Annotated in this window: 18 protein-coding genes; 5 read left to right on the top strand and 13 right to left on the bottom strand. The window is 53.8% G+C overall.

Annotation, left to right across the window (positions count from 1 at the left end; all coding sequences use genetic code 11):
• Nucleotides 1-3: 3 nt before the first annotated feature.
• Together I9W95_RS05460 and I9W95_RS05455 are read right to left on the bottom strand one after the other, a co-directional pair.
• Nucleotides 4-699 carry a response regulator transcription factor gene (locus I9W95_RS05460; RefSeq protein WP_225672656.1) on the bottom strand — a complete coding sequence of 232 codons (696 nt, stop codon included), beginning with the start codon at nucleotides 697-699 and terminating at the stop codon, nucleotides 4-6.
• 94 nt (nucleotides 700-793) lie between these two features.
• Nucleotides 794-1,069 carry a late competence development ComFB family protein gene (locus I9W95_RS05455; protein WP_225672654.1) on the bottom strand — a complete coding sequence of 92 codons (276 nt, stop codon included), beginning with the start codon at nucleotides 1,067-1,069 and terminating at the stop codon, nucleotides 794-796.
• 87 nt (nucleotides 1,070-1,156) lie between these two features.
• On the opposite strand from I9W95_RS05455, the gene I9W95_RS05450 reads away from it, so the two are divergent.
• Nucleotides 1,157-1,576 (top strand): CBS domain-containing protein, encoded by a 420-nt coding sequence (locus I9W95_RS05450; RefSeq protein WP_225672652.1) that lies wholly within the window; start codon nucleotides 1,157-1,159, stop codon nucleotides 1,574-1,576.
• A 10-nt stretch (nucleotides 1,577-1,586) separates the two neighbouring features.
• Here the strand turns inward: I9W95_RS05450 and I9W95_RS05445 are convergent, their stop codons facing one another.
• Nucleotides 1,587-2,711 (bottom strand): HD domain-containing phosphohydrolase, encoded by a 1,125-nt coding sequence (locus I9W95_RS05445; RefSeq protein WP_225672650.1) that lies wholly within the window; start codon nucleotides 2,709-2,711, stop codon nucleotides 1,587-1,589.
• Nucleotides 2,712-2,881: 170 nt separating this feature from the next.
• Between I9W95_RS05445 and I9W95_RS05440 the strand changes: the two genes are divergently transcribed.
• Nucleotides 2,882-3,214, top strand: a complete 333-nt coding sequence (locus I9W95_RS05440; RefSeq protein ID WP_225672648.1) for a TraR/DksA family transcriptional regulator — start codon at nucleotides 2,882-2,884, stop codon at nucleotides 3,212-3,214.
• A 16-nt stretch (nucleotides 3,215-3,230) separates the two neighbouring features.
• On the opposite strand, the gene I9W95_RS05435 is transcribed toward I9W95_RS05440, so the two are convergent.
• The 10 genes from I9W95_RS05435 to I9W95_RS05390 form a co-directional block, all read right to left on the bottom strand.
• Nucleotides 3,231-4,073 (bottom strand): potassium channel family protein, encoded by an 843-nt coding sequence (locus I9W95_RS05435; RefSeq protein WP_225672646.1) that lies wholly within the window; start codon nucleotides 4,071-4,073, stop codon nucleotides 3,231-3,233.
• A gap of 86 nt (nucleotides 4,074-4,159) precedes the next feature.
• Nucleotides 4,160-4,600: an OsmC family protein gene (locus I9W95_RS05430; RefSeq protein WP_225672644.1), complete on the bottom strand. Its 441-nt coding sequence runs from the start codon at nucleotides 4,598-4,600 to the stop codon at nucleotides 4,160-4,162.
• 2 nt (nucleotides 4,601-4,602) lie between these two features.
• The gene (locus tag I9W95_RS05425; RefSeq protein ID WP_225672642.1) at nucleotides 4,603-5,151 is read right to left on the bottom strand and encodes a Tll0287-like domain-containing protein; all 549 of its coding nucleotides are present in this window, start codon (nucleotides 5,149-5,151) and stop codon (nucleotides 4,603-4,605) included.
• Between the two features lie 9 nt (nucleotides 5,152-5,160).
• Nucleotides 5,161-5,541 (bottom strand): rhodanese-like domain-containing protein, encoded by a 381-nt coding sequence (locus I9W95_RS05420; protein WP_225672640.1) that lies wholly within the window; start codon nucleotides 5,539-5,541, stop codon nucleotides 5,161-5,163.
• Between the two features lie 77 nt (nucleotides 5,542-5,618).
• Entirely contained in the window at nucleotides 5,619-5,915 is a 297-nt protein-coding gene (locus tag I9W95_RS05415; protein ID WP_225672638.1) for a cyd operon YbgE family protein, read from the bottom strand.
• Between the two features lie 7 nt (nucleotides 5,916-5,922).
• The gene (gene cydX / locus I9W95_RS05410) at nucleotides 5,923-6,039 is read right to left on the bottom strand and encodes a cytochrome bd-I oxidase subunit CydX (protein WP_225672636.1); all 117 of its coding nucleotides are present in this window, start codon (nucleotides 6,037-6,039) and stop codon (nucleotides 5,923-5,925) included.
• Nucleotides 6,040-6,055: 16 nt separating this feature from the next.
• Nucleotides 6,056-7,192 carry a cytochrome d ubiquinol oxidase subunit II gene (gene cydB / locus I9W95_RS05405; RefSeq protein WP_225672634.1) on the bottom strand — a complete coding sequence of 379 codons (1,137 nt, stop codon included), beginning with the start codon at nucleotides 7,190-7,192 and terminating at the stop codon, nucleotides 6,056-6,058.
• A gap of 10 nt (nucleotides 7,193-7,202) precedes the next feature.
• Nucleotides 7,203-8,807, bottom strand: coding sequence for a cytochrome ubiquinol oxidase subunit I (locus I9W95_RS05400; RefSeq protein ID WP_225672632.1), 1,605 nt, complete (start codon nucleotides 8,805-8,807; stop codon nucleotides 7,203-7,205).
• A complete protein-coding gene (cydP, locus tag I9W95_RS05395) occupies nucleotides 8,804-9,013 on the bottom strand; it encodes a cytochrome oxidase putative small subunit CydP (RefSeq protein ID WP_225672630.1) in 210 nt (69 codons plus the stop codon). The genes I9W95_RS05400 and cydP overlap by 4 nt, the downstream gene beginning before the upstream one ends.
• The gene (locus I9W95_RS05390) at nucleotides 9,006-9,536 is read right to left on the bottom strand and encodes an MBL fold metallo-hydrolase (RefSeq protein ID WP_225672628.1); all 531 of its coding nucleotides are present in this window, start codon (nucleotides 9,534-9,536) and stop codon (nucleotides 9,006-9,008) included. The genes cydP and I9W95_RS05390 overlap by 8 nt, the downstream gene beginning before the upstream one ends.
• Before the next feature lie 243 nt (nucleotides 9,537-9,779).
• On the opposite strand from I9W95_RS05390, the gene I9W95_RS05385 reads away from it, so the two are divergent.
• From I9W95_RS05385 to I9W95_RS05375, 3 genes are all read left to right on the top strand, one after another.
• Nucleotides 9,780-11,129 (top strand): sigma-54 interaction domain-containing protein, encoded by a 1,350-nt coding sequence (locus tag I9W95_RS05385; protein ID WP_225672626.1) that lies wholly within the window; start codon nucleotides 9,780-9,782, stop codon nucleotides 11,127-11,129.
• 126 nt (nucleotides 11,130-11,255) lie between these two features.
• Nucleotides 11,256-14,972, top strand: a complete 3,717-nt coding sequence (locus I9W95_RS05380; protein ID WP_225672624.1) for a DUF1631 family protein — start codon at nucleotides 11,256-11,258, stop codon at nucleotides 14,970-14,972.
• A 130-nt stretch (nucleotides 14,973-15,102) separates the two neighbouring features.
• Nucleotides 15,103-15,939 carry a TRAP transporter TatT component family protein gene (locus tag I9W95_RS05375; protein ID WP_225672622.1) on the top strand — a complete coding sequence of 279 codons (837 nt, stop codon included), beginning with the start codon at nucleotides 15,103-15,105 and terminating at the stop codon, nucleotides 15,937-15,939.
• Nucleotides 15,940-15,943 lie beyond the last annotated feature (4 nt).

Raw genomic sequence — 15,943 nt, 5'->3', positions numbered from 1 at the left:
CCTTTACACCTGGCCAGTAGCCTCATCGGGGGTATACATATAACCAACACCGCGTACGGTGCGGATACGCTGCTCACCGCTTTGATTAGGACCCAGTTTTTTACGCAGATTACTCAGATGCATATCCAGGCTGCGATCATACAGGGTGAGTGAGCGCTGCAACGACTGCTGCGCAAGGCGGTTTTTGTCCACCACTTTGCCTGCTTCCCGGGCAAGGACACTGAGGATATTAAATTCGGTCACGGTCAGGTCAACCTGCTGCCCTGCGCGGCGTACACAATGTTGTTCCAGATCGATTTCAAGTTCATCCAGGGTGAGGCTGGCAGCTGCCACACTGCCAGAGTGACCACGTCGCAGAATGGATCGCAAACGTGCCGACAGCTCGCGGGGATTGCAGGGTTTAGGCAGGTAATCATCCGCACCGTACTCAAGGCCGCGGATACGATCCATTTCATCACCGCGAGCAGTAAGCATAATAATCGGCAGGTCAGTACGCTGACGAATGCTGCGTAAAACATCAATGCCATTGCCACCAGGCAACATGATGTCCAGAACCACTGCCTGATAACGACCACTGAGCGCTTCATCCAGACCTTGCTCAGCGGTATGTACGGCGGTCACGGTAAACAGCTCCCGCTCGAGATAGCGCTGCAGCAGCGCACAAAGTTCAATATCGTCGTCTACCAGCAGCAGATTCATCAGCGTACCCCTCATTAACTACTGCACAGTTTCGAGGATTTATGCCCGACTATTCAAGCTGGCGGGACAGTCTTTACATACGTAAAGATTCTTTCTAATCCTTCCGGTGATGGTTATCCACGAAACTGATGGCCTGCTGAACCGCGTTATTGACCGCGGCCGTCGTCGATGCCAGCTCATCCGGGGACATGTAGAACGCCATATCCACTTCATAACGAATGTAGCGGGCAGGTAAGCGATTTAACGCCACGCAGGCAACGTCTGCCATGTAATCTACCGACGGCTTATCCTCACGCTCAGACAATGTCCTGATGATCTCTTCAGCCACCAGTTGTTCGTAATAATTCCGAATGTGATTTCCGATGCTCATGAGTACCTCCCAAGTTTGAGTTCAGAATAGCACTTCACTGATTTCCTGCTTAACTTAGGGAATGAGAATTCCCTGTGAGAACTTGCTATGAAACTGGTCCAAGACCTGATGACCCGGACACTGCTGACCCATACTCCGGAAGACACCCTTCAGGCCGTTGAAAAAACCATGGCCGAGCATCAGATCCGCCACATCCCGGTTGTTAACAGCGATGGGCAGATTGCCGGGCTGCTCAGTCAGAAAGAGTTCCTGGCTGAAGCATTCCGTATCACCGACAAGTTTGGTGCACATAACCTGCAGACCTACCTGGCCAAAACGCCTATCAGTCAGTGCATGAAAAAAGAAGTCGCAACCGTAGCACCGGATATGCCATTGGCAGAAGCCGGTAAATTACTGAAAGAAAAGCGCCATGCCTGCCTGCTGGTGTCCGCCGACGGCCAGCATCTGGATGGCATGCTGACATCACGCGACTTTGTGCGCCTGGCTATTAATCTGCTTGAGCAGTAACAACCTTCACTTACGGATAGCGCTGCTGAATATCCAGAATCTGAGCCTGTGAGCGTTTAACCGCAGCAAAGCAGGCTTTATCAATTTCTTCCGCATCCACCATGGCCTGCATGGCATCCAGGGTCTCTTCCAGAGACCAGGCTTGTTTATAGCTGCGGTGATTTAATAGCGCATCGAGAATGTCGGCCACCGCTATAATGCGAGCCTCCAGCGGAATGTCCTCTGCAGTACAGCCGAGATAACCACTGCCATTCATTTTTTCATGATGAAACTCGACGATATTGCGCAGCATATCGCTGTATTCCATATCGCCCAGTGAAAAATGGCGAATCGCCTGATCGACAATATCCCGACCAACCGACACATGTTTTTTCATGGTCTGAAACTCGTCTGCGGTGAGCGGACCCGGCTTATGAAGAATCTGATCTGAAATTGCGACTTTGCCGATATCGTGCAATGGTGCGAACAGCGTCAGATACTCAATGAACGAATCTTCCAGCTGCAAATCTTTCTGTAATTCCCGCCCGATAATTCGCGCATAGGCCGCCATTCTGCGTACGTGCGAGTCGGTTTCCACGGAGCGCCGACCACTGACATCGGTAGCGAAATGCACCAGCGCCTGCATTCGTTTTACTGCGTCCCGCTCGCGCACCATAACCTGTGCAACCAGATGTCCCCACAAATTGCAGTAGGTGCTTTTGGCCGCATCGAAATAATTCATGCTGCTGGCGTTTAAAAACAGAAACGCCCGTAGTTTTCCATCATTAAACAGTGGCATTGTCAGACTCGAACGATAGCCCTGAGCAAGTAACGCCTGAGTATGCCGCAATGGTGTTTCACGCCGGAAGACGCGCATATCATCGACAATCCTGACCGAGCCTGTTCGCGCCAACGCAGCCAGAGATGGAACCTCCCTCAGGTGAACTTCATAGCCCAGTAACGGCGAACCCTGGTCGCCTTCATAGATAAACGTTGATAGTAAATCTGAGTCACTGTCGTACAGCGCCAGAGAAAAACGCTGAATACCCTCGAAATTCTCCCGCAGAACCCGATAAAGGTGTTCGAGCGTTGCGATGAAATGCATCGGTTTTCCCAATGCCTGATAAGGGTCCTGAAATTCAACCGGGCCTGTCATAGATCTCTCCTGCTATACAACCCGGTGCAGCGGCACAGAGTTACGATCAAGCATAGATGTGATCACGCAGACTAGCGCAGGCCTTTTGATATACGCATGACGCATATCAATGCACACAGGACAGCCCCCATCTAGGCTGAATATCCAGTTATAAGAAAATGGATTGCATTATGAACCTCAGCCACATCCGCCAGACCCTAACCGAGCGTAAAGCTATGCTGGAAGCGCGCGCGAATAAAACAGAACGGGATGCCAGCCATCGCGACGAACCCGTATCCGCAGACTTTGCAGAACAAGCTGTCGAGCGAGAAAACGACGATGTATTACGAGCCATTGCGGCAGAATCAAAACATGAGGTCGAGCAGATTAACGCCGCTCTGGCGCGACTGGATGCCGGCACCTATGGTGAATGCAGCGAATGTGGCGAGAGTATCAGTGAACAACGCCTGCAGGCTGTACCGTACAGCACGCTTTGCCTGAACTGCGCAGCGTCCCACGAATAGCGCGACTAAGGGGAGTTTAACGCTCCCCGGCTTCCGGGTCCCGGCCCCGCTCCAGCTGAAGGCGCTCCGCTTCGAGCGCCATCGTCAGCAGTCGGTCCAGCTTATCTTCCAGCTGTTCGATTTTATTTTCCATACGCGCTAATTGTTCGGCATGCTGACGTTCTTTATTGAACAGGTCTTCCTCTTCCTGCTGCATGAAGAAAGCCGAAAAACTCGCGGTCATCATTGAAAACAGACCGATCCCCATCAGAATCAGAAATGAGCCGAACAGACGCCCGGCGGTACTACCCGGAACAATATCACCATAACCTACAGTGGTAATGGTCACCCAGGCCCACCAGATACCGTCCAGCGGGGTCTCGACATTCGGGTCGATCACCGCCATCAGAGTACCGGCCATAATCATGATAATAAAACTCACCATCAGCGTCGGACCGAGGTGATTGCGTCCCATGATTTTCTGAAAACTGCCGGACATATTCATCAGCATGGTGAACATGGCCAGCAAGCGCAGTGCCCGCAACCCCCCTGCATAGGGCAGGTATTGCCACAACAACGGCATGCCGGCGACGATAATAACCAGATTACTCCAATTGGTTTTCAGGTAACGGCGGCGATCATCCACCAGAACCAGCAAGACGGTGGTTTCGACCAGAAAGAAAATCCACAGAAACCAATCAGTGATGTGAGCATAGGCAAATGGTTTGCCTACTCTGGCCTCCAGATACCATTCAAACAGTATCCAGAAGGCGATCAGAATCATGGGCCATTCAAAATAGCGTCCCACGCGTCGGGCGCGTGGGTTTTCGCTCCGATCAACCCCGGAAAGGCCGACGATGCTGGAGACGGAGACGATCATGTCAGAAGTCCGTAAGCCACAGTTTCTGTAAGCTTAAACCAGGATGGGGGATATTGGCAGAACAGAGGTTCCTGTCCTGCCACAGGTCATGACAATTGTGGCTCGACCACCACATCACAGAGTACTGAGTTGGCGATAAAACAATGCTGATGTGCTTTGTCGTGCATTGCCTGAATTGCAGCATTATCCGGTAGTTTTTCACCGGAAAAGGCTACCCGCGGTTTCAGAGTCAGACGACTGACCCAGAACTTGCCATCGTCACGCTGCGCCAGTTCCGCGCTGGCCTCGTCCCGATAGCTTTCAACCACCAGCCGCTTTTTCGCCGCTAACGCCAGAAAGGTCTGCATATGACAACTGGCCATCGCTGCCGCCAGCATCTGCTCCGGATCCGCACCAAAAGTATTTCCCGCACCGCCGGCAGGAATACGAACCTCAGACTGGAAGGCGATATCATGACGACGCTCATAACCTTCATGAGAAAACTCGCCGTTTTTCTTCCAGTCGATATGAATAACGTGCTCAGCCAAGATTATTCCTCCAGCACTTTGCGTAAGGTAAAGGCGCCGCGCAGATCACCAACATTAAAACCACGGGCCTGATCCTGCGGATACAACTGTGCCAGCTTCGCCTCAACTGCCGGAGCCAGTTCAGCGCCATGACAGGTCAGGCACAGGCCAGCAGTAGGAATGGCTTTCATATAGCGGAACTCGCCGTCATCCGTTACCGAGGCTTCCAGTCCGGCCGGATCTTCGCCCGCCGCCATGCGTGCGCTGAAATCTTCCAGCACCTGAGTTTCCCAGGCATCCGCTGCGTTGTCCGGGTTGCGAATTTTCAGTGAGGTACGCGCAACCTGCCAGCCATCCGTACTTAACTGACTGGCGATCGCCGGGGCTTCGGTATTACACACTGCAATGGCCGCCACCGGACCGTCTTTCTGCATACTGGCTTTCAGCGTGCCGCCCAGCGTCGTCGCAAAGGCCTTCACCTGCTGCCGCGCTGCGCCGGTTAAATCCGCCACAGGCTCCGCACACACGGCCGCGCTGCTAAACATGGCCAGAGTCATTAATATTCCACGCATAACGTCTCCTCAGCGGTATACGCTTGGGTCTACTTCCACTTTGTGCACACTGCCGGTCCAGCCATCAAAGCCGCCTACCAGCATTTTTACATTGTTGAATCCCATACGCTTGAGCGTATGTGCAGCCAGCGTGCTGCGACCGCCATTCTTGCAATACAGTAAAATTTCGGCAGCGCTGTCGGTTAAAGCCGGATGATCACCAACACGGAACTCCAGCACACCGCGCGGTACATTCACCGCACCAGGCAGATGCCCCATATCGAACTCCGCTGGTTCACGAACATCCAGAACCACCGCGCCCTGCTGCAACAAAGCTTCAGCCTGAGCAGCATCCACCGGATTAACTGAACCCCGTGCTTCCGCCAGCAATTCTTCTTTTGTCAGTGCCATAACGTGTTACTCCTGTTTCAAATCAATAGCATTACCAGATAAGCATACAGAAATCGTATCTCTGTGCCACTGCGACGTCAGTTCAGCCACCAGCCGGCGCACACCAGCATCAGTGGCCAGCCGACGTATGGGCCCAGCGTGATGCGCCATATTTTCATCACCGGCACATAGCCCACACCATGCACGAAGCCAGCACTCAGTCCCCACAGACACAAAGACAGCAGTCCGTGATCAATACTCATACTGTCACTGGCGACCACATGTGGCACCGCCAGTAACAGCGCCGACAAACCCAGCGCTGCCAGCAATGACAGCGCGCGAGCCCAGCCCGCATAAAGCGGGCCGTAATCACTGTAGTTAACCGGTCCGTTCATAGCGTCATCACTCTTTGACGTCGGCGTCACGGTCAAAGTCTTCGTTCATCTCAAGCCACATGGCGTTGATCAGACCAAATGAGCAGGCCAGCAACACCCCTAAAATCCAGGCGAAATACCACATAAGTTCATCCTCCGTATCAGTAGGTGCTGTATTTGTTGTTTTCAATAAAGTCAGTGGTCAGACGACCGCGCATTTTGTAGTAACCCCACGCAGTGTATGACAGTACCAGCGGTACGAAAATCATCGCTACCCAGAACATAATGCCCAGTGTTTTATGACTGGACACTACATCCCATGCCGTCAGGCTGTGTGACGGGTTGAGGCTGGACGGCATGACAAACGGGAACAGGCTGAATCCTGCAGTAAGAATAATACCGGTCACCGCCAGCGAGCTGGCCACGAACGCCAGTGCACCACGGTTCGCCAGAGACATCAGCAGCGTCAGAGCCAGACCAGCAAACGCCACCAGCGGTGCCAGCATCATCAGCGGGTACTTGCTGTAATTCGCCAGCCACGCACCTTCCTGCACTGCCACAGTTTTATCCAGTGGTGTCATCACTCCGCCCACGCTAACGCTGTCGGTGATCACATAGCCATCAATACCGGCGTATAACCAGATACCAGCCAGAGCAAACAGCGCAGCGACCACTACCGCCAGCAATGCTGCAACTTTACGGGTACGGTCATGTAATTCACCGGCCGTACGCATCTGCAGGTAAGTCGCACCATGCATACACAACATCAGCAAACTGACCAGACCCGCGACCAGCGCAAACGGATTGAGCAGAGCCCAGAAAGAACCGGTATAGGTAGAACGCATAAATGCATCCAGTTCAAAAGGTACGCCCAGCAGCAGGTTACCGAAGGCCACACCGAACACCAGTGCCGGAACTGCACCGCCGATGGTCAGACCCCAGTCCCACATATTACGCCAGCGATCGTTTTCCATTTTCGAACGGTATTCAAAACCTACCGGACGGAAAAACATAGCAAACAGCACCAGCAGCAAGGCCCAGTAGAAACCGGAGAATGCGACTGCGTAGACCACCGGCCAGGCAGCGAAAATAGCGCCGCCCGCGGTGATGAACCACACCTGATTACCATCCCAGTGCGGACCGACGGTGTTGAGCATCACCCGCCGCTCACTGTCGGTACGACCAATCACTTTTAACAGCGCGGTCACGCCCATGTCGAAACCATCGGTGACAGCAAAACCAATCAGCAGCACACCGATCAGTACCCACCAGATAACTTTTAATAATTCGTAATCCATGGTCGCCTCCTTAAGCGGGATCTTTCACAGCCTGAGCAGGCTGAGTGGCAGCAGCACCGGCGGATGCCTGTTGTTCAAAATGGTAACGACCAGTGTGCAGACTGGATGGTCCCAGACGGGCAAAGCGAATCATCAGATACATTTCCGCAATCAGCAGCAGTGTGTACAGACCGATAAAGCCCGCCAGACTCATGTACAGGTCTTCCACTGAACGGGTTGAAACCGCCAGGTGCGTCGGCAGCACTTCACCAATCGACCATGGCTGACGACCGAACTCGGCAACAAACCAACCCATTTCGCAGGAAATCCATGGTGCAGGCAGGAAAATAATCAGTGCTTTCAGCAGCCAGCGTTTCTGTTCAACATTATGATGAATGCTGTACCAGAAGCTCAGGCCAATCAGAATAAACATGGCAAAACCCAGGCCCACCATAATGCGGAAGGTCCAGAACATCGGCGCCACTTTCGGAATGGTATCGCGCGCAGCCTGTTTGATCTGTTCTTCAGTCGCATCAACCACATTGTTGGTGTACTTCTTCAGCAGCAAGCCATAACCAAGATCATCTTTCAGTGCGTCGAAAGCAGCCACCACATCATCGGCTTTGTCACCACCGCGCATTCTTTCCAGCAACGCATAGGCTTCGATACCACGACGTACACGCTCTTCGTGTTCCACCAGCAGGTCTTTAATACCTGTGACTTCTTCGGTAGTGGAGCGCGTTGCAATCAGACCCAGAACCGCCGGAATTTTAATGGCGTAATCGGTTTCCATGGTTTCTTCATTGGGCAGGCCAATCAGGGTAAAAGCCGCCGGTGGTTCGTGGGTATCCCACTCGGCTTCAATCGCCGCCAGCTTGGTTTTCTGCACGTCACCTATTTCGTAACCGGATTCATCACCGAGCAGAATGACTGACATAATCGAGGCAAAACCAAAGCTTGCAGCAATCGCAAAGGAGCGACGGGCAAACGGAAGATCACGCTTTTTCAACATGTAATAGGCAGAAATTGCCAGCACAAACATGGCGCCGGTAACGTAACCAGCCGACACGGTATGCACGAATTTAACCTGCGCTACCGGGTTAAAAATAAGCTCAGAGAAGCTGGTCATTTCCATACGCATGGTCTGGTAATTAAATTCTGCACCCACCGGATTCTGCATCCAGCCATTGGCGATCAGAATCCACAGGGCTGACATATTGGAGCCAATCGCCACCAGCCAGGTCACCATCAGATGCTGAACCCGGGTCAGACGATCCCAACCAAAGAAAAACAGACCAATAAAAGTCGATTCCAGGAAGAACGCCATCAGGCCTTCGATGGCTAAAGGTGCACCGAAAATATCACCGACGTAATGCGAGTAATATGCCCAGTTGGTACCAAACTGGAATTCCATAGTCAGACCGGTGGTGACGCCCAGAGCGAAGTTGATACCAAACAACTTACCCCAGAATTTCACCATATCCTGATACACCTGCTTACCCGTCATCACAAACGCCGACTCCATAATGGCGAGAATGAATGACAGACCCAGGGTCAGGGGTACAAACAGAAAGTGATAAAACGCGGTAATAGCAAATTGCAGCCGCGATAAATCCACCAGATTTTCACTGATCATTTCAGATCCTCCGATTGCGAGGGGTGGTTATAGTCAGAATTTGTAAGGCCAAATTGTTGTGAAACAGCATCCTGCGGATCGGTCATATCCACAGGGTCAGAAAAGAAAGCTGATTTAATAACGAAGATCAGCGCCAGCTTGATAACAAGCACGACGGAAAGCTCACGTACGAGCGGAAAAGAAAATAAAGAACGCTTATCAGGCATGACTCACTCCCTCGTCACCACGACTGCTGACGGCAGCCATTTTTTCCTGTGCAATCGTCGATATACGAATGCCGGCTACCATTTTTCCCGGGTGAACGATGTGGTCGTCAGGAAAATTAACGAGCGGCATCATAGAGGAATCGCGACTAACGCCGCCTGCGACGTTTTGTCGCAGGGCGAAAGGCGTCAACCATTGCCCGCTGAACAGGTGACCATCGCAAACATACAATGCCAGCGTAGACGATGAATGAGCAAAGCGTTCGATATGGGTCTCGCCCAACGGCAGTGTGGACTGCGACAATTCCGTTGCTGCCGTCACCAGTTCCGCTGCCAGACCACTCTCATAGCCTGTTTCTGCGGTAAACAGCACATAGCGACAATTCAATCCACGCATACGTATCACCTTCAGATACTCCGCTTCCTGTCCGGGCTGCGGATCAATCATTGCGCAGTGCCGGGAAACAGGCTCAATCAGCATGTAACTCAGCTGATCGCCTGACAGCCATTGTTTAACCCGCACCATAACGTCTCTTCCACTCGCCACCATCCACCACCTTCAGCAAGGAGTGGGCCACTTATTCAATACCCACAAAAGGTCTCTGGTTTTGTCATTTACCGGCGCTTAAAACCGTCTTGCTATGGGGTTTGCAGAGGCAGGATCGGCTGCTGGCTTGGCGCTGAACTGATCGGTCAATACCAACCAGTCTTTACAACAGCCCTCAGCACTGCCAGATTTGTCATATTAACTGCCAAGGGTGACACAAGCATGACAGACGACCGCTATCACCACTCCCTGCCCGCCATCTCGACACTGCTGGATGCCATTACCGCGCCTGCGATCCTGATGAATCTCGACTACGAGGTCTGTGCAGCCAATGAAGCCTATCGCCGCACCTTTGCCAGTGATCAGCCTATCCTCGGCCGCCACTGTTACGAGGTATCCCACGGTTATCGGGTGCCCTGCGACCAGGCCGGTGAAACCTGCCCACTACGCGGCTGCCTCGACAGTGGCCAGCGCCAGCGCATTCTCCACATTCACAACACCCCTACAGGACGTGAACATGTGGATGTGGAACTCAGTCCAATCCGTGATGAAGAAGGTGAAATTCGATACTTTGTCGAGATAATGCATCCTGTGAATCAGGGCGATCGGCATCTTGATCGGCAGATGGTCGGCTACAGTCCCGCCTATACCCAGATGCTGGAGCTACTCAGTAGGGCTGCCGCTGGCGATATCAGCGTGCTGCTACTGGGTGAATCCGGCACAGGTAAGGAACTGGCGGCTCAGTACCTGCACAGCCACAGCAAACGATCCGCCAATCCCTTTGTCACTGTAGAGTGCTCGGGCCTGACCGAAAGCTTGTTTGAGAGCGAGCTGTTTGGCCACGAAAAAGGTGCGTTTACCGGTGCTACCCACCGCAAGCCCGGACTGGTTGAAGCCGCCCGAGGTGGCACGCTGTTCCTCGATGAGGTGGGCGATATTCCGCTCGCTATGCAGATTAAACTGCTGCGCCTGATTGAGTCCGGCAGCTACCGCCCGGTGGGCAGTGTGACGCCGAAACAGGCAGACTTCAGGCTGATCTGTGCCACCCACCGCGACATCGCCGCTATGGTTCAGGCCGGATCATTCCGTAAGGATCTTTACTACCGCATCAGCCCGTTCCCGGTGTTACTGCCGTCACTGAGCGAGCGTCTGGAAGATATTATTCCGCTCGCCACCCATATGCTGGAGCAACTGAGCCATCAGCGCCCCCTGCAGTTCTCCGACGCGGCCTGCGACTGGCTGATCAGCCGCGATTATCCCGGCAACATTCGCGAACTTCGCAATCTCATAGAACGGGCTATTCTGTTATGTGATGGCAATACGATTGAGCCGCTGCACCTGCAACCGCCCGGTATTCTTCAGACGCCGTCCACAGACCAGGTCATTCCAGCTCAGGAAATTCTGCCGCTGGCCAATCTGGAAAGCACCTACCTAAGTCGGGTTGTGGAACGCTTCCGTGGAGATAACAGTGCTCTGGCAGAAAAGCTCGGGGTTAGCGAGCGCACACTTTACAGGAAGTTGCGGCAGCTACGGGAAAACGATCAGAGCGGACGATCTGACAGCCCGTTCTGACAATTTGTGTTTATTCGTATGCCGACATGCGCGAAACTGTAATTATATATGTCAATAGTGATAGGGTGATGCAGGCCTCGCAGACCGTCAGACTCGACGGCCCTCACCGGAAGATGGAATTTAAGCATGGGTGCCGAACTACGCGAGAACCCGAGATTTTCGACCTACATTGATGCTCAGCTGCTGCTGGCATCAGGCCAGAACTATGAGTGTCAGATCGCCGATTACTCACAAACCGGCATGCACCTGCTGTGGCCACATCTGCCCCCGACAGATACCAGCGGCGACCATACCCTGACCTTTGAGCTGAATGGCAAAGCCGTCAGCGTCAGTGTGCAATGGATATACTGCAATGAGCAGCACGCGGGCATCCACTTCGCAGAACATCACGATCAGCTGTTCCTGCAATTGCAGGAGTTTAACCAGAAGCATCGAAAATCGAAGAAAATCGACGACAACAAGCGCCAGCAATATATCGGCGTTCTTGCCAGGGAAGTTCAGGGGCTGTGCGACCGCCTGCCAAAACAATGGCTACCGGAATTTATTGAAGGCGCTTTTGATAAAGCCAATCGCGCTCACAATACCGCCGAGCAGCAACTCTGGATGAAGCTGCAGAAAGACACCAAAGCTCAGGCCAGCAACCTGCTGCGCCACTTCACGCAGAATATTCTGAAGCAATTTCAGCGCTGGCAGGAAGGTAAACCGGAATACAGTCCGGAACACGAACCCACCACCGGCGAACTGCGTCTGTCGCTGGTACAGCAGGCCGATTTCGAAGACTGGCTGCTGGCCAAAGTAACTGCATCACATCTGCAATCACGCCTGGCTCACCTGACCTTCGAGCTGCGCCAGCTGACCGACACCCTGTCACAGGCTCCGATTGAGTATTGCTTTAACCCGATCGGTCCCGGCACCGTAACGGAAGCCTTCCGCGACGCGGTAGAACAAATGCGATTGCCGCAGGAAGCACGCGCACTGGCCTTTGATGTGTTTGAACAGGTTGCCACCAACATGCTGCAGGGCACCTATCAGACCCTGATCAAACAGATTGATATTCCCCTTACCTTCCGCTTTCGCCGTGAACCACCTGCACCACCGAGCCAGGGTAACGGCAGTGGCCAGGGCGGCTATGGCTCCGGAGGAAATGGCTCAGGGGGTAACGGACAAAATGGCGGGGCGGCTCAGGCAACCGCACCGACAGCGACCGCTCAACCTCACGGCAACTATGCTGACTCTGTCGTCAGTTTCCAGCGCCATCAGGAAGAAGCCCGTCAGGCCTATGCCAATATCCAGAATCTGATGAAGCTGCGCTATCAACGGGCGGAAGCTGCACCGGAAGACGAACTGTTACCGGCGGCTCAACCCGAACAGATTTCTGAGGTCGTCAGCCATCTGGCACAGGACATCAGCCTCAGCGATGGCCATGTCCTGGAAAATGTACAGAAAGCACTGGCGCAGCAGGAGGTTGCTCTGCCCGTCGAATCGCGTGACGCCATCGACACCATGGAGCAGGTCACCCAGCATCTGCTCAGCAGCCAGCAGGTCGCCGGATTCGTTAAGCCACACATTGAACAGCTTGGCTGGCCACTGCTGCAATTAATGCTGAAAGACCCGAGCCTGCTGTTTAATCCGGAACACCCGGGGCGTCTGATTCTCAACCTGCTGGCCAAACTCGGACAGCTCACCACCACCGGCGAAGCACAGCTGGCGAAAAAACTCGACGGACTCATTGGTCCGGTGGCAAAAAACATCGAGTCGGATGAACACTCGCTGGAAGAACTGCTGGAAAGCCTGCAGGGCATGGTTAACAGCGCCGAACGCAAAGCCAAACAGAATGCTGACCGCGTCGCACAGGCTGCCGAAGGCGAACATAAACTGCAGACCGCCCGTAAACGCATTGAAAACCTGATTGGTAAAGACAGCGCTAACCGCACCCTGCCCAGCTGCGTTGTCGACTGGCTGCAGAACGGCTGGCAACAGATGCTGACCCTGCTGTTGCTACGCGATGGCGTCGACAGCAAGCGTTTCAAAGGCGCGGTAAAACTGTATCGGCAGGTACTGGCACTGTTCAGTCAGAACAACAGCGGCCGCCGTGAGTTGCTGCAACGTTTCGGGCCGATGATGGATCTCGCCCGGGCAGAACTGGACCGCCTGAACGGTAACCTGCCGGAACATCAGCGCTGGCATGACGACATCATGCAGGCAGCGGAAGAGCATCTGAATCAGGGTGAAATCCGTGAAGCCATTGATCTGCCATCCTTCGAAGCCAAACCAGCCGAAGTGGTACCACAGGGACGCGGTACTCGCCGCGCCATGAACCTGCAAATCGGCGACTGGCTGCTACTGGTAGAGCAGGACCAGTCGGTGTCTGTGGCCTGGATCGCACAGGACGCTTCGCGCTTTGCCTGTGTTAACCACAGCGGCATGAAAGTGATGGACTTCTCCCTCGGCGAACTGGCCAGAGCACTGGATGAAGGCCGCATCAAGCGCCTGTATGAGCAGGAAGAATCTGCCGTTGATCGCAGCGTTGATAAGCTGGTGCAACAGATCTACCGCGATCTGTCAGAGCAGGCGAATGTCGATCCGCTAACCGGCCTGTTCAACCGCCAGCACTTCCTGCGCATGCTGCAGGAACGCCTGGAAACATCAATACGAACATCAGCGCCAACCACGCTGTGTATGATAGATATTGACCAGTTCAAACTGATCAACAAAAACTATGGAGTTGAAGGTGGTGACGCATGTCTGCAGAGCGTAGCAGCCCTGCTCAGCGATGCCGAAAACGCCATTGCTGCACGTATCGGCAGTAACGAATTTGCCGTGTTGTTCCATCAGCAGGACATTGAACAGGCAGAAGCCAGCGCACGCATTATTAAGAAGCATCTGGAATCGACCAGCATCGACAGCCGTGATGAAAGCTTCCGCATTCATGTCAGCGTCGGTCTGGCCAGCATGAACGCTGATCTGAACGATGCTGCAGAGTTGCTGGAGCAGGCCGAATCGTCCTGTCTGGTGGCGAAAGAGAAAGGCGGCAGCCGTATCGTGCGCTACGAATTCGACGATGCCACACATCAGCGCCAGGATCAGTTTATGGTGTGGGGTAATAAGCTCAATCAGGCTCTGTCGAATAACCAGCTGCAGGTATTGTGTGTACCCGTGACCCCGATGCAGGAACGCAACCGCAACAAAGAACAGTACGAAGTGCTGATCAGTGTGCTGGACGAAAACGGCGCCCAGATTCCACCGATGGAATTCCTGCAGGCCGCCGACAACTTTAATCGCATGTACATGATCGACCGCTGGACCATCGAACGACTGGTACAGTGGATGGCGGACAATCCGGATACCGCCAGCGAAGTCAGCCGCTTTATTCTTCGCCTGTCAGGTCACGCAATTAATGACGACAGCCTGTTGGCCTACATTTTCGAACAGGCCCGGGAAAAAGATATTCCGGTACGGAAACTCTGCTTTGAGTTAAATGAAACATCTGCAATCCGCAACCTGGAAGATGCTGCCGACTTCATGCACGAGATGCGCAGTCTTGGCTGTCAGTTTGTACTGTCTGACTTTGGCACCGGCCAGTCGTCATTCGAGTATCTGAAAACACTGCCCGTGGACTACGTCAAAATCGACACGAACTTCACTGCCAACCTGCACACCAGCTCCGCTGACCATGCACTGGTGAAGTCGATTCAGGAAATTGCCCACTTCATGGCGAAGAAGACCATCGCCGAACACAGTGCCAACAACAGTGTATGGGAGATTCTGCGCACCATCGGCATCGACTACATTGTTGCAGCACCGGAAGAGCATGTTGCACTGGAACAACTGAAGGCCGGATAACGCCAGCACTCGCTGATCCGGCCATCAGTCGGGCGTTTATCACCGCAAGAATGGCACGACTGGTTAATGAAAACGCAAGATTAACCAGTGTACAATCCGCGCTTCATTTATAAGTGGTCGCTGTTTTACCGTGAAAAAGCCCCTTATCACTCTAGCGCTGATCAGCATCGTCAGCGCCTGTTCAGTCGGCAACCTGCCCGGCAACCTGTCCCGTTCAATGATGAATCAGGATGATCCTGCGATCGTAGAAGCCGGCGCACCGGCGTATCTGCTGCTACTCGATGCGCTGATCCTGACGTACCCTGACGACGAAGATTTCCTGCTGGCCGGCGCTCGTTTATACGGCGCCTATGCCGGAGTATTCGCCCGCGATCCGGCACAGGCTAAACGCATGGCAGACAAGGCCATGAACTATGCCCGACGCGCATTGTGTGAATACGACGAAGACGCCTGCACCCTGCTGGATGGCCCTCAGGACCAGATTCTGCCAACCCTGCTGGACGACTACGATGAAGACGACATCGCTGTCTTTTACGCCATGGCCACCGCCTGGGCAGGCTGGATACAGGCCAATACCGACGACTGGAATGCCATTGCCCAGCTGGGTAAAGTCCGCATTCTTATGGAGTGGGTGGCCGACATCGACCCGGCCTACGATAACGCTACGGTGCAGGTTTACCTGGGCGTACTGGAAACCCAGCTGCCGCCTTCTCTGGGCGGTAAGCCGGAAGTCGGAAAAGCCTGTTTCGAGCGCGCGATTGACTTCAGTGGCGGGCACAACCTGATGGCGAAAGTGCTGTATGCCAAGCAGTACGCACGCCTGATGTGGGAGCAGGAGTTACACGACCAGCTGCTCAATGATGTACTGGCCGCAGAGCCAGCCTACGAAGGCCTGACCCTGATTAACCGTCTGGCCCAACGCGAAGCAGCCGTCCTGCTCGCTGAATCCACCGATTTTTTTGAGTGAGATC

Origin of the sequence: Thalassolituus marinus (assembly GCF_020320395.1) — a bacterium.
GTDB classification, from domain to species: Bacteria; Pseudomonadota; Gammaproteobacteria; order Pseudomonadales; family Oceanobacteraceae; genus Venatoribacter; species Venatoribacter marinus.
The sequence above is the reverse complement of the archived record's forward strand: the minus strand, read 5'-3'. Positions and strand labels throughout refer to the sequence as shown.